Annotated in this window: 12 protein-coding genes; 2 read left to right on the forward strand and 10 right to left on the reverse strand. The window is 32.4% G+C overall.

What is annotated here, in order from left to right; translation table 11 throughout:
* Positions 1–19 precede the first annotated feature (19 nt).
* Both H7350_RS03375 and H7350_RS03380 read left to right on the forward strand, forming a co-directional pair.
* On the forward strand, positions 20–1,339 hold the full coding sequence (locus H7350_RS03375; protein WP_204344457.1) for a phenylacetate--CoA ligase family protein: 1,320 nt from the start codon (positions 20–22) through the stop codon (positions 1,337–1,339).
* Positions 1,336–2,499, forward strand: coding sequence for a glycosyltransferase family 4 protein (locus tag H7350_RS03380; protein WP_204344458.1), 1,164 nt, complete (start codon positions 1,336–1,338; stop codon positions 2,497–2,499). The genes H7350_RS03375 and H7350_RS03380 overlap by 4 nt, the downstream gene beginning before the upstream one ends.
* On the opposite strand, the gene H7350_RS03385 is transcribed toward H7350_RS03380, so the two are convergent.
* The 10 genes from H7350_RS03385 to H7350_RS03430 form a co-directional block, all read right to left on the reverse strand.
* Entirely contained in the window at positions 2,496–3,854 is a 1,359-nt protein-coding gene (locus H7350_RS03385) for an undecaprenyl-phosphate glucose phosphotransferase (protein WP_204344459.1), read from the reverse strand. The genes H7350_RS03380 and H7350_RS03385 overlap by 4 nt on opposite strands.
* A 1-nt stretch (position 3,855) precedes the next feature.
* Positions 3,856–4,842: a UDP-glucuronic acid decarboxylase family protein gene (locus tag H7350_RS03390; RefSeq protein ID WP_204344460.1), complete on the reverse strand. Its 987-nt coding sequence runs from the start codon at positions 4,840–4,842 to the stop codon at positions 3,856–3,858.
* Positions 4,839–6,152: a UDP-glucose dehydrogenase family protein gene (locus tag H7350_RS03395; RefSeq protein WP_204344461.1), complete on the reverse strand. Its 1,314-nt coding sequence runs from the start codon at positions 6,150–6,152 to the stop codon at positions 4,839–4,841. Before H7350_RS03395 ends, H7350_RS03390 begins: the two co-directional genes overlap by 4 nt.
* A gap of 73 nt (positions 6,153–6,225) precedes the next feature.
* Positions 6,226–7,440, reverse strand: coding sequence for a WcaI family glycosyltransferase (locus H7350_RS03400; protein WP_204344462.1), 1,215 nt, complete (start codon positions 7,438–7,440; stop codon positions 6,226–6,228).
* Position 7,441: 1 nt separating this feature from the next.
* Positions 7,442–7,990, reverse strand: coding sequence for a putative colanic acid biosynthesis acetyltransferase (locus H7350_RS03405; protein ID WP_204344463.1), 549 nt, complete (start codon positions 7,988–7,990; stop codon positions 7,442–7,444).
* An 8-nt stretch (positions 7,991–7,998) separates the two neighbouring features.
* Positions 7,999–9,090, reverse strand: a complete 1,092-nt coding sequence (locus H7350_RS03410) for a glycosyltransferase family 4 protein (protein ID WP_204344464.1) — start codon at positions 9,088–9,090, stop codon at positions 7,999–8,001.
* Positions 9,090–10,325, reverse strand: a complete 1,236-nt coding sequence (locus H7350_RS03415; RefSeq protein WP_204344465.1) for an O-antigen ligase family protein — start codon at positions 10,323–10,325, stop codon at positions 9,090–9,092. The genes H7350_RS03410 and H7350_RS03415 overlap by 1 nt, the downstream gene beginning before the upstream one ends.
* A complete protein-coding gene (locus H7350_RS03420; RefSeq protein WP_204344466.1) occupies positions 10,322–11,641 on the reverse strand; it encodes an O-antigen polymerase in 1,320 nt (439 codons plus the stop codon). The genes H7350_RS03415 and H7350_RS03420 overlap by 4 nt, the downstream gene beginning before the upstream one ends.
* 137 nt (positions 11,642–11,778) lie before the next feature.
* A complete protein-coding gene (locus H7350_RS03425; protein ID WP_204344467.1) occupies positions 11,779–13,098 on the reverse strand; it encodes an MATE family efflux transporter in 1,320 nt (439 codons plus the stop codon).
* A gap of 22 nt (positions 13,099–13,120) precedes the next feature.
* On the reverse strand, positions 13,121–13,942 hold the full coding sequence (locus tag H7350_RS03430; protein WP_204344468.1) for a sulfotransferase domain-containing protein: 822 nt from the start codon (positions 13,940–13,942) through the stop codon (positions 13,121–13,123).
* Between the last annotated feature and the right edge of the window lie 32 nt (positions 13,943–13,974).

The raw sequence follows: 13,974 nt of genomic DNA on the forward strand, positions 1-13,974 counted from the left end.
ATACAAACACTCGCTTTTTTTGAACATTTTTAATTTTTCATTACGACTTAATGGCTTTCCTCTAGAAAAGGCAAGAGAAGAATTAGCTGCAATTCAAGAAAAAAATGATAGAGATTATGATGCTCATATACATGACAAAAGGCAAGCTATTTTTCAATACCATATAGAGCATAATCCGTATTATAAATCTTTAGTTAAAACTTCTAGTTATAACGATTGGAATACAATCCCAGTCATGACCAAACGGGATTTACAATTACCCTTAAATGATCGCTTAACTAAAGGCTTTATTTCTAAAAACGTTTACGTCAACAAAACATCAGGTTCATCAGGTGATCCTTTTATTTTTGCAAAAGACAAATACTGTCATGCATTAACCTGGGCTGTTATTCAAAATCGTTTTGGCTGGTATGGTTTAGATTTTAACACCTCTAAACAAGCTCGGTTTTATGGCATTCCTTTAGATAAAAAAGGCTATTACAAAGAGCGTTTAAAAGACAGTTTAACTAAGCGTTACCGATTTTCGGTATTTGATTTAAGTGATGCTGCATTCGAAAAGCACCTCAACAAATTTAAATCAACTGCTTTTGATTATATCAATGGTTACACCAGTCCTATTGTTCAGTTTGCTAAATTTTTAAACCGAAAACAATTAAATTTAAAAACAATTTGTCCAACATTAAAAGCATGTGTGGTGACTTCGGAAATGTTATTTCATAATGATAAATTGCTCATGGAAAGCTCTTTTGGAGTTCCCGTAATTAACGAATATGGCGCTTCAGAATTGGATTTGATTGCATTTCAAAATCCCGATAATGATTGGCAGGTCAATAGTGAAACTCTATTTGTTGAAATTTTAGATAAAGATGATAACCCGCTTCCTTATGGAGAAGAAGGTCGTGTTGTCATCACATCACTTTATAACAAAGCTCATCCGTTTATAAGGTATGATATTGGCGATATTGCCATCCTTTCAAAACAAAGTACGCTTAGAACTCCTCTATTAGAAAAATTAGTTGGACGAACTAATGATATTGCCGTTTTACCTAGCGGAAAACGGGCTGCTGGATTGACCTTTTACTATATCACAAAAAGTATTATTGAAGATGATGGTAAGGTTAAAGAATTTGTTATCGAGCAATTAGATAAGCATCATTTTAAGATTATATATGTCTGTAACGACCCACTTTCCGAAGAAAAAATTAAAGCAATTACTAAAGAAATGGAAACGTATCTTGAAAGCGGACTAACGATTTCTTTTGAAAAACAAGACCATTTAAAACGTTCTAAAAGTGGAAAACTCAAGCAATTCACCTCTTATGTTACAGATGAACGATGAATAAAACTGTTTTAATTATTACGAGTTATTTCCCTCCGGAAATTGGAGCTGCCTCTAATAGGATATTTCAATTAGCTGAGGGGTTACATAACGCCAATTGTAATGTTACTGTTTTAACACCTTTGCCTAATTATCCTACAGGGAAAATATTTGATGACTACAAAGGAAAATTTACGCATCAATCTCAAGAAAACGGCATTACGGTTAATCGGCTTTGGGTTTATGCCAGTAATTCAAAAAATAAATTATTGCGTTTAATAGCAATGTTATCTTATAGCTTTAGTTTGATTTGGTTTTTTATGTGGCATAAGATTCCTAAAACGGTAATTATACAGTCACCTCCCTTGTTGGTTGCTTTTACCTCAATGCTATTTTTACGTAAGAAAAACAGAAACCTTATTTTAAATGTAAGTGACCTCTGGCCAATAGCAGGTTTTGAACTTGGTGCATTAAAAAAGAATTTTAGTTATAAATTATTAGAAAAAATAGAGCGCTTTAATTATAAAAAGGCTAGCATTATTTTAGGGCAAAGCGAAGAAATATTGACTCATGTAACCTCATTATATCCAGACAAGACTACATTTTTGTATCGTAATTTTCCAGAATTTAAAGCTCCTATAATAGAACATCATTCTGAAAGTGGAACACTTAAAATTGTTTATGCCGGACTTTTAGGAATAGCTCAAGGTATTTACAAACTTTGTAATGAATTGGATTATTCTGGTCTAGAATTCCATATTTATGGCTCAGGTGCTGAGCAGAACAAAATTGAAGCCTTTATTTCGCAACATCCAGAATTGCCCATCTTTTTTCACGGTCGCGTGACAAGAGAAGCGTTACACCAGGTTTTAATGGCTTATGATGTCGCGATTATTCCTTTATTAAACAGGATTTACGGAAGTGTACCTTCAAAGATTTTTGAATATGCGCACTTAGGTTTGCCAATGCTTTATTTTGGTGGTGGTGAAGGTGAAACTATTATTGCAAAACATCACTTAGGCTGGATTGCTGAAGCAGGAAATTACGAGCATTTAAACACTGTTATTTCAACCATTAAGGCGGAACATATTTCGGAAGAACGCAAAAAAATGATTCAGAAGGAAGCAGTCTCAAACTTTAGTTTTAAAGCGCAAATGAATCGTTTCAAACAGTTAATTTAATAAGCTTTGTCTTCGCCTTTGATGGCATTGGTAAAGGTTTGTGTTATGATTTTTAAATCTAATAGTAAAGACCAGTTTTCTATATAGAAAATATCATACTTTACGCGCCCAATAATGTCTTTATCTGTTTCTACTTCTCCTCTAAAACCACTTATTTGAGCAAGTCCGGTAATACCTGGTTTAACAAAATGTCTTACCATAAACTTGTCTATTTTTTTAGCGTACATATTGGTATGACTTACCATATGAGGACGAGGTCCTACGACAGACATATCGCCAAACAGTACATTAAAAAACTGTGGTAATTCGTCAATACTCGTTTTCCTAATAAATTTACCAATTTTGGTAATTCGCTGATCTCCTCTGGTTGCCTGATAAAGATGAGCGTTTTTGTTTGGGGTCATCGACCTGAACTTGTAGCAGTCAAATTCTTTATAATTAAAGCCATTTCTGGATTGCTTAAAAAATATTGGGCCTTTGGATTCCAACTTTATCAAAATTGCAATTATAGGTGTTAACCAAGACAATATGAAAATAATGACCAAACTCGAAAATACAATATCAAAAAACCTTTTAATTACCATATTAAAAGAATCTTCAAGAGGAATATTCCTCAACGATAATATTGGAATATAATCGTAGTACTCGTACTTTAATTTTTTTGAATAGATGTCTTTATTATCCGGTAAGAATTTTAATATTTTAAGGTTATTATCAGCGAAGTCTGCTATGTCACTTATTTGCTGATTGGAGAGTTCACTTATAGAGCAATAGATTTCATCGATATCCTCTTCAATGATATAATCAAAGTAATCCTGAAGTTTGGTTTCTTTTTTATCTTTAAAGCTAAATGTTTTCAGGTGCACATAGCCATACTCAGGGTTTTTGTTAAAAAAATTCTCTAAGGCGTGGGTTTTTTTATTAGCGCCAAAGATTACAGTGCGTCTAAAGTTTCCGCCAAAAGACACGCGGTATTTCTGCAACAAATAATACACTGTGAATTTAAAAAATGCGATGCCTAAAAACACAAATAAGATATACTTAAATATAGTTAGAGGGTAAATATCTAAGTTGTGATAATAGCCAGAAAAAGCAAACATAACAAGTGTAAACAATACCATCTGAGATAGTATCAAAGAGAAAATTTTAACCTCTCTTGTGTATCTGTACACTTCATAGAATTTAGAGTAAACAGATAATGTTACCCATGCTATTGAAGAAAAAACGACAAACACAACGGGATCTATATTTTTAAAAAAATACAGAATAGCCAAACCATTTATGATACTTAAATCTATTAAGTATGAAATTGGCCTTAAATATCCTGAATATCGTCCTTGTTTAAATAAACTCAATTTACGCTTTAATGTGTTTTGAGAAATCTCTATGTTCTCTTTTAAATAAATCTTCTTGAGACAAGCCTTTAAAATATTCAAAGGTAGTCTTCATGCCCTCTTCTCTATTTATTTTCGGTTCCCAATTTAATATCTTTTTTGCTAATGAGATATCGGGTTGTCGCTGCATTGGGTCATCTACAGGTAAATCTTTATAAATTACTTTTTGAGATGTATTCGTAAGTTTGATAATTTCTTCAGCAAAATCACGTATTGAAATCTCATTTGGATTTCCAATATTTACAGGATAAGCGTAATCACTTAGAAGCAATCTATAAATACCTTCAACCTGATCATCTACATAACAAAATGAGCGTGTTTGCGAACCATCACCAAAAACGGTTAAATCTTCGCCTCTCAATGCTTGTCCCATAAATGCAGGAATTACTCGTCCGTCATTTAATCGCATTCTAGGGCCATAGGTATTAAAAATTCTAACAATTCGAGTTTCCAATCCATGAAATCGATGGTAAGCCATGGTAATAGATTCCTGAAAACGCTTAGCTTCATCGTAAACGCCTCTTGGGCCTATAGTATTAACATTTCCGTAGTAATCTTCGGTTTGCGGATGAACTAGTGGATCTCCATAAACTTCAGAGGTCGATGCAATTAATAATCTGGCTTTTTTAGCTTTAGCCAGACCTAAAAGATTATGTGTTCCTAAGGAACCAACTTTTAAGGTTTGAATTGGTATTTTTAAGTAATCTATCGGACTAGCAGGTGATGCAAAATGTAATATATAATCCAGATGTTTATCAATAGAAATATGTTTGGTGACATCATGCTCGATGCATTCAAAATTGGCATGAGACTGTAAATGTTCTAAGTTTCGTTTGTCTCCAGTGATATAGTTATCCATTCCAATAACATAATACCCTTCTTTAATAAAACGATCACATAAGTGAGAGCCTAAAAAACCAGCTGCTCCTGTTATTAATACATTTTTCATGAATTAGTGGTATTTCTTCCTATTGATGAATAGTAAAACCCTTCATTTTTAACATCTTCTAAATCGTATAAATTACGTCCGTCAAAAATTACTGGGTTTTTCATGTTTGATTTCAATTTATCAAAATCTGGTGTTCTAAATATACTCCATTCTGTACATATAATCAAAGCATCAATATCTTTGGTTGTATCGTACATGTTTTTGGCATAAGTTAGCGTATCTCCAAACTTTTTTTCAATGTTTTGCATTGCCTCAGGATCAAACACTTTTAAGGCTGCTCCTTTTTTTAACAAAGCTTCTATGATATATGCCGATGGTGCCTCTCTAATATCATCGGTTTCAGGCTTAAAGGCAAGTCCCCAGATTCCAAAAGTTTTTCCTTTTAAATCATGATTAAAATACGCATCAATTCTGGGAATAAGTATCTTTTTTTGCGTGTCATTAACCTCGATAACTGATTTCAAAATATTAAACTCGTAATCATTGTCTTGACCAGATTTAAACAGAGCTTTTACGTCTTTAGGAAAGCATGAACCTCCATAACCAATACCTGGAAACAAGAAACGTTTTCCAATTCGGGAATCGGTTCCCATTCCTACTCTTACTTTATCAACATCGGCTCCTACTTTTTCACAAAAGTTTGCGATTTCATTCATAAATGTAATTTTGGTCGCCAGAAATGAATTTGCCGCATACTTTGTAAGTTCGGCAGAACGCTCGTCCATTACAATAATTGGATTTCCTGAGCGAACAAAAGGCTTATAGAGTTTTTTCATTAAAGCTGTAGCTTTCTCTGAGCTAGAACCAATAACAATTCGTTCAGGTTTTAAAAAATCGTCTACAGCAAACCCTTCTCTAAGAAATTCAGGGTTTGAAACAACATCAAATTCGACATCAGTTTCTTTAGAAATTACTTCTCTAACCTTATCAGATGTTCCAACAGGTACTGTACTTTTATCTACAATAACCTTATAATTTTGTATGGCTTTTCCTATGTTTTTAGCTACTCCAAGCACATAAGACAAATCTGCCGAACCATCTTCGTCTTCGGGTGTTGGCAGTGCTAGAAAGATGATGTCACCATGGTCTAACCCTTCGTTTAAAGAGGTTGAAAATTTAAGTCTGTTTGCCTTAATATTTCGTTCAAATAATATATCTAAGTGAGGTTCATAAATTGGAACAACACCATTTTGCATTTGTTCCACTTTACTTTGATCTATATCTATACAAAGTACTTCATTTCCGGTTTCTGCTAAACATGTTCCTGTGACTAAGCCTACATAACCAGTGCCTATTACTGAGATCTTCATTAATTATGATATTTATAAACAAAAATAGAAAAATTAAGACGGTAGAATATAATAATTCATTTAAAAAAATCCTTTACTTTTCTAACTCTAAAATAAAGTTGTCTAGGATGTTTTCTTTAGAATAATTTTTAACAACAAATTGCTCAGCATTTGCACCTAACTGAGTACAGAGTTCTTTGTTATTTTTTAGTTCATTAATACAATCTATAACACTATCTACAGAGTTATCACTGAAATAGTAACCGCCTTGTGATTTTTGATAGACTGTAGCTACTTCAGAAGCTTTATTTCCGGTCACTATAGATGGTTTTGAACTCGCCATCATACCTAGCAACTTCGAAGGCATTACAGTATCAATAACATCACTTTTTTGAAATAAGACATGAACGTCTGCACTTGATAATAGTGACGGAAGCTCTTCATATGGCACTAAATTGAAGTGTTTAACGAAGTCATACTGTTGTATTTTTTGAACGACTTTAGTTTTTTCTGCACCTTCACCAACAACAATAACTTCAATTCCCGTTGAGGTTTTGAGCCCTTCTAAAACCGCGAAGAAAAAATCCCAGTCTTGTTTGGCTCCAATGTTTCCTGAGTATAAAATTTTAAAATTATCTGACTTAAGATAATCGTGCTTTTGAATTGTTTTTACTCGAAACTTTGAGGTGTCTAACCAATTTGTAAGGTAATATGTGTTGGCGTTTTTAACCTTTTTATTTAGTTTATTAAGCATTCCGTTGCTAATAGTACTAATGGTGTCAGCGCGCTTTAATAAAAACTTTTCTACCCAAAGAATACATGTTATGAAAAAGGATTTATTGCTGCTTAGAAGTCCGGAATCAATAGCAGCATCAAATTCAAAATCCTGAATATGAATCCATAGTTTAGATCGGTATCTAAGTTTTAAAAGCCATCCCAGGAGAATTGATGAGGTAAAAGGAACAATACAGATGACATAGTTGGGCTTGTCTACCTTAAAAAGGTTTATAATATTTCCGAAGGTAAAGCTAAGTAAATGAATAATTCGCTTTGAAAAGGTAGGATTAGAAGGTACATATTGCTTATACCTGTATACCGTTACATTATTGATAACTTCCTTATACCATCTGGTTTTATCTTTGTAATCTGATCTTATTTGCCATTGAGGATAGTAAGGAAAGCCAGTAATTATAGAAACGTTGTAGCCTTTAGACTGTAAATATTCTGCTTGTTGAGTTGTATATAATCCAATCGCACTATCTTCTGGGTAATAGTTGACACCAACAATTGTAATATTAGTTTTACTCAAGTTATCTTTTCTTTAAAAATTTTGCTGGAGATCCTACGTAAACTGAAAATGGTTCTAAATCATCAATTACAGAACTTCGGGCTCCTACAACAACACCATCTCCTACAGAAATTCCGGGAGCAACAAAAACATCTGTTGCCAGCCAACATTGGTCTCCTATTTTTATTTTTTCAGCATAAATATCAAAACGCTCACTTTTATAATCATGCGAACCAGTACACACATATCCTCTTTGAGAAATCACTGTGTTTTTCCCTATTTCAATGTCTCCCAAAGAATACAATACGACATCATCACCAATCCAACTATTCTCACCAATCGTTATTTTCCAGGGATATGTCATTTTAACGCTAGGTCTTAAAATGACATTTTTACCAATTTTAGCACCAAAAAGTTTTGCTAGGAAACGTCTCCAACCGTATAAAAATTGAGGCGACATTGCAAATAAAGTACCCTGAACTATCCACCACAACTGTACGGTAATTGCAGATTTACCCCTAAATCCTTTAGGTGTTTTGTATAAATTTAAGTCTTGTACTGAATTACTCATGTGCTAAATTAGGCCTTAAATATACTAACTGCATTTTCAATAAAGCTTTTTACTCGGTATTTTTCTTTAGCTTCTTTATAGTTATTACCTTGAATCACACTTGCTTTTTGCTGATTTGCCGCAATATCTTTAATCGCATTTGCAATACTTATCGGGCTTTCTTTTTCAACATAGAACCCATTGATAGATTCTTTAAATATATCTGGTATGCCTGCGTGATTTGTTGTTAAAACAACATTGGCTGTAGCCATTGCCTCTAGTATTGAAATTGGCTGACCTTCCATAGCGTACCACGTTGGAAGAATGAAGGTGTTGGACCAATATAACAAGTCTTTTTTCTCTTGTCCGCGAACCACGCCACAATATGTCGTATGCTTTAAACTATCGAAATAGCCCAAAGCTTTACTTTTATTGGTCTCATCAATATTACCTGCGATTTTCGCCTCGTATTCAAAGCCTTCTGCTTCTAATATTTGAAGCGCTTCAAGCAAAGCAAATATGCCTTTTTCTTCCATGAGATTACTTAAAAAGACAAGTTTGGGTTTTGTAAAAGATTGAAGTTTTTCTTTTGCCTGTTCTGGTGAAGGAAATACATAGTCTTCAACAAAATTATACAATACATAAATGCTTTTATTTTCAATAAATGGCGACATGTTCCCTGTTAACGTTTCAGATAAAACTATACCTTTCGTTGTTTTGCTCAACAGCATTTTAAATATGCGCTTTTTTATTCCTTTAAGCTGACTGTATTCTTTGCCTACATAGTTTCCATGAATATGGGTTACTAACTCCTTTCCTAATAGTTTCGACAAGAGTATGAATAAGGTGTATTTCACTACACCAAAAAAGGTTTGACCAGGTGTTATATATACGATGTCTGCTTTAAAAATTTTATACGCGTAGAAATTTAACTTGAGATAAAATAGAAGCTTTGAAATTGAGAAGGCACCTAAACTTTCATCAAACTTATTATAAGAGGTATTGATAGTATCTACAGTATAGTCACCATACTTGGCTAAGTTATCAGCAACAACCTGGTTAGCTAAAGAGACTCCTGTTGTGGGCTCTGGAATTGGACCAATAATTAATACATTTTTCATTACTCTTCTTGAGGTGCTTCTTGTAGGCTTTTAAACGCGAGCAAATTAATAAAAAAAGAGAAGAGTAACGCTCCGTTTTGTCTTTCTAATATATTTTCTGTCATTAATGCCGATAAGAATATAATTATAATAGAAAAATAAATAAAGTTACGTCTTTTGATGGCTAGTTTAAAATTATAAACAATCATATAACCCAAAGCTAATACTCCTAGAATACCTGAGCTTAACCAAGCGCTTAGAAACTGATTGTGCGAATTAAAATAGAGTCCATTAAATATGTTGCTTTTTTCCTGATAGCAGCTTAAAAGCACGCCTTTAGTATCTCCAATACCACAACCAAATATTGGGTTGTCGTAGATTTTAGCTAAAGCACATTTATAAATGTTGAGTCGGTAACTTGTTGATCCCAGAGTGCCATTTTCAGAATTAAAAAAGGCATTAATAAACTCCATATATCTATTTCGTATAGGTTCAATAAAATATGAAAATGCTAAGAATACTATTAATATTGATACATAGGTATAAATAACTTTCTTATTCTTTTTTCTTAGGAAATACACTGCAAAAAGCAAAGTTGTAATTGCTATTATCCCTTTCCGCGCCAGCATGACAAGTATTAATACTAAAAAAAGTATTGAACTATAAAAGAGAATACGTTTTGCAATTGATTTAAAATAATGTGATATCTGTGTAGCTATAAGTAGTGAAATAGAAATGTATAATGAGGCATAAATGGGATGCATCGAATACTTTCCGTATTTAGAATTTATACGTTCGCTATAGTCTCTAAAAATGAATTCGTTTAAATGGTCATTGAAAATATTTTGTATAAGCACACAAACAAAAAACAAGGCTGTAGATATGTAAAAAATAAGATAAAACTTCTTTAAGAAATTATCATAGTTAATAGTATAAGTACTATTTATTAAATAAAACCCTATTGAAAACACAGGCATAGAAGCAATTACCATCAGCCTTTTTAATCCAAGATCTAAATCGCTTGAGTATAATAGTGATAAACTTAAAATTAAAAACAATGATGTATTAGCAACTAATGGTTTTATTAATGTAGCGTTGTATACTGGTTTTTTTAGCGCTAATATGACTATAAGTATTACAAATAAAAACAAAGAAATATTTCTTAAATTTTCAGGAAGTAATATTGAGGCTCCTAAAAAACAGATGCTAAAAAAGTGAAAGTTTACCAGTTTATCTTTTGTGAGCCTTTTTATCATTTAGAACTTTTTTTAAAGGACATTTTAAGAACTAAATCAATGGCTTTAGGAACAACTAATACGCCTATTAGTGTTCCAACGAAATACGAAAAACCGTTGGTAAAATCACCTCGTAGCAAGAACATGAGGTGTACAGCAAAATAAAAAGCCATAATTTTTTTTAACGGATCATTTCCTTTGAGCCAATACAGAAACTTGACTACAAAATAAGCCAGAAAAAAACTCAATAGTATGACTCCAAAAACACCAAAGTTTATATAACCCTCGGCAACGATAGGGTTAGAGAGGTTACTGTATTCAAAGCCATAATCTTCGATGACATAATCTCCAATTAACTCACCAGTTGAAATGGGCTTGGAAGTCCACAAACTTCTCGGAATAAAAAACAGCAAGCCACTTAGTATTTGATAACCATACGAAAGCCCATTTTTTACAGTATAATCTACAGTAGCCATTACATTTGCAAAAGCATCATAATGCAGTGTGTTAAATGTTTTAGTAATGCTTTCCCGGTTATATCTTTCAACTATTAAACCTGGATCGGCTATTATTTGGTCTATTGAAGCATCTAAATGCGTTAAACCAGATATCATTGGAAATAATATGACCAGAGAGAAAAACAAAAACACAAAAGACTTAATATTTGAATTTAGCAGTTTAGGCGTAAATAAAAATAAGAGCGTTATATATATAGGTCCAATGGCGTTTCTCTTTTCTGTTAGAGGGTTTTTGAAAAAAAGGAGTAGCGCTAAAAACAATATCAGAACAAAAAATATGACTATTGTATTGGTGTTTAATTTCTTTTTACTCTTGGTTTTGAGGTAAGCATAAGCAAGTACTAGAGCACCAAATGGCATCATAAACAATACCTTTTTCAGTATTAACTGACTTGACACAGATAATTCATAGAGTCTTGTACTTCTCCAATGTGACTCGGTTAATAATGTTACGAGGTAATCAAAACTCATAACCAGAGTTGTAATTCCTATTATTAACATTATGATCAAGTTTAGTGGCAGGTATTTACTTGATTTATACGTTGTTATTTTAATGGTTTTTCGTTTTCGTTTTTTGAAAAATAAGTACGCCCAAAAAAAGATGATATGAGATATTAATATCAAAACATTGGTGTAGAACACTGCGCCTTCCGAATAGGGAAAATAATTAGGAAAAAGGTTTTCAGAGTCTGTAAATGCTTTGATTTGCACCATGGGAGCAAGCAAGAAAAACAAGAAATTAAATGTGATATACGCTGATAAAAAAGGCGAATAATCCTTTTCTATCTTGAGGTGATACAGGAATATGATGGTTAACATTAACCAGGTCATAAAAAAAGAAGTCCAAACAAATAAGTTAACAAAAAATGATGTAAACAAAATTGCACTAACAGCTAAGTATAAGACTATAATTATATTACTTAATTTCATGTTAGGTAGTTATTGTTTTTTCAATTTTAGGCCTTCTTAAATTTAAATATAGACAAATTAATTTTATCCTTTTTTAACACATAGAGTAAACCCAAAATATTCCAAAATGTAAACGAAAATGCGGTACTTACAGCAGCTCCTAGCATTTCATATTTAGGGATTAATACCAAGTTCATAATTATGTTTAATATGAGGGCAACCAGTAGCACTCTCTGAAAAAACACTTGCCTTCCTGTCATGTTTAAATACAAACCTACTGGTCCGCACAATGTATTAATTATTTGACCAAACAAAATAACATACAAGGCTTGTTTAGCCAATACGTAGTTGTCACCAAAAAATGATAAAATCAAATCAGAAAATATAATAATCCCAATAATTAAAGGTATTGACAAAGATACGTTTAAAGTGGTTGCCTTGGTAATAACGCCTTTTAAATCCTTTTTGTTGTTTTCAAAAAACAGTTTGGATATTTGAGGAGCAATTGTCGCATTAATTGATGTGAGTATAATGCCAACAACTGCTGAAATTTTAATAGCAATCCCATAATATGCAACAGTAGTAAATGTATAATATTTCTCTAGAACATAAATGTCAAAACTCTGCATAATCAATAATGAAATTAAGCTGAAAGACATGGGAAATGACACCTTTAAAATTTCCTTATAAGAAATATTTAAAGCCGCTTTTGAAACCTCAACTTTTTTCATTTTTAACACTATAAGTATAGAAGAGTAAACAGAGAGTATTAGAAACGAGAGTATGAAAGCATCAAATAATAAATCGATTCTTTGGACGTAAATTAATACCAGAATCAAAACCAAAAGCACTCCAAAACGACCAATGTTTCTAAGTGTTTCAGACGTATAAAGCAAGTCTAAGGCTCGTAATACCTCCAGGTTAAGTAAAGTGATTGCAAATGGTAGTAATGCGATAAAAACTTTGGTTAAAACATAGGTTAGTTGTTCATCTTGAAAATAAGCTATGTTTAGAAGCTTAGACGCTATTAAAAAGCAAGTGAGAATCACCACATACATGGTCAATAAGAGCTTGATTTTTTTCTTGTATAGCGATACAATTTTACCAAAGGCACCTAAGGCGTCTAACTTTCCTGAAAATTGCAAAAAGGAACTATTCATTCCTAATAATGTAAGTGCACTTAAGACAATGATTGTAGAATTAAAATAATTGTATTGTCCAACAAGTTCTTCACTGGCATTATTGGTGATAAATAGCAATACAAGAATTTGTAAAACTGCTCCTGATGCTCTTAAAACTAACACATAAAGGCTCTTTTTAACAACAGAATCCTTTAATGTATTTAAAAGCTTATTAATGGAGGTCATATAGATGGTTTACAACGTTTTTTTACCAGTCTAGGCTATCTTCATAACCCAGCTCAATTAGCATGTCTCCTGCGTGTTTTTTAAACACATTTTTGGCGTCTTCATTAAAATGATTTTTCCAATCACCAGAGATTCCTTTTCTTAAAAAACTATTCGTGTTTTCTTCTCCAGGCTTTCGTTTGGTTTGGTTTTCAAACGAAAACTTATTGACGATGCTTTGCACATGTGATGTATCAAAATCATCTTCATTAAAAAATTGCATGAGTTTGGTCGTTTCAGAAAATGTATCTTTTAACATGTCTTCATATCTGATAAGATACACATTTTTCTGATTTTTAGAGGCCTCTAACCATTTTTGATTATAGGCTTTCCAGTTTCCAGGATAATTAAAAAAGATGAGTTTAGAAGGTTCGTCTGTAAACAAAAATTCAATATATGTAGCTAGGTTATTTTCTATATCACTATAATCTTCAAACTTAAGTTTACTTCGATAATAATTAACCAGTTTAGGGTCCTTTTTGTTTTTATCATTCCAAACCAAATGGTGGAAATAAGACGATACCATAATATCCCGACCATCTCTTAAAAGCCAAACTATGTATTTGTTTTTATCAATCAAATATTTAGGTTGATAATGGCTGTGATATACCGCCTTTTTTAGTATTGGATATTTATTCCTCGGAAAAGGTAAGTTTAAACAGCCCGATATAAGTTGTGCCAACCAGGTACCACCAGATTTAGGATATTCAACAACTAAAACAGACTCATTAGCTAAGGTAACTGAGTTAATATATAACAGTCTCGTAGCATGTTCAAATTTACCTAGTATCTGTTTTAATTTCATAGTTATTATTAAGTTTTAAAAATGTGGAAAAA

The sequence above is a fragment of the Psychroserpens algicola genome (assembly GCF_014526325.1).
Lineage (GTDB): Bacteria > Bacteroidota > Bacteroidia > Flavobacteriales > Flavobacteriaceae > Psychroserpens > Psychroserpens algicola.

Excerpts from the sequence above, each read along its gene's own strand:
- H7350_RS03420 (WP_204344466.1), bottom strand. The coding sequence starts at position 11,641 with ATGTTAACCATCATATTCCTGTATCACCTCAAGATAGAAAAGGATTAT.
- H7350_RS03410 (WP_204344464.1), bottom strand. The coding sequence starts at position 9,090 with ATGAAAAATGTATTAATTATTGGTCCAATTCCAGAGCCCACAACAGGA.
- H7350_RS03405 (WP_204344463.1), bottom strand. The coding sequence starts at position 7,990 with ATGAGTAATTCAGTACAAGACTTAAATTTATACAAAACACCTAAAGGA.
- H7350_RS03430 (WP_204344468.1), bottom strand. The coding sequence starts at position 13,942 with ATGAAATTAAAACAGATACTAGGTAAATTTGAACATGCTACGAGACTG.
- H7350_RS03390 (WP_204344460.1), bottom strand. The coding sequence starts at position 4,842 with ATGAAAAATGTATTAATAACAGGAGCAGCTGGTTTTTTAGGCTCTCAC.
- H7350_RS03415 (WP_204344465.1), bottom strand. The coding sequence starts at position 10,325 with ATGATAAAAAGGCTCACAAAAGATAAACTGGTAAACTTTCACTTTTTT.
- H7350_RS03380 (WP_204344458.1), top strand. The coding sequence starts at position 1,336 with ATGAATAAAACTGTTTTAATTATTACGAGTTATTTCCCTCCGGAAATT.
- H7350_RS03425 (WP_204344467.1), bottom strand. The coding sequence starts at position 13,098 with ATGACCTCCATTAATAAGCTTTTAAATACATTAAAGGATTCTGTTGTT.
- H7350_RS03395 (WP_204344461.1), bottom strand. The coding sequence starts at position 6,152 with ATGAAGATCTCAGTAATAGGCACTGGTTATGTAGGCTTAGTCACAGGA.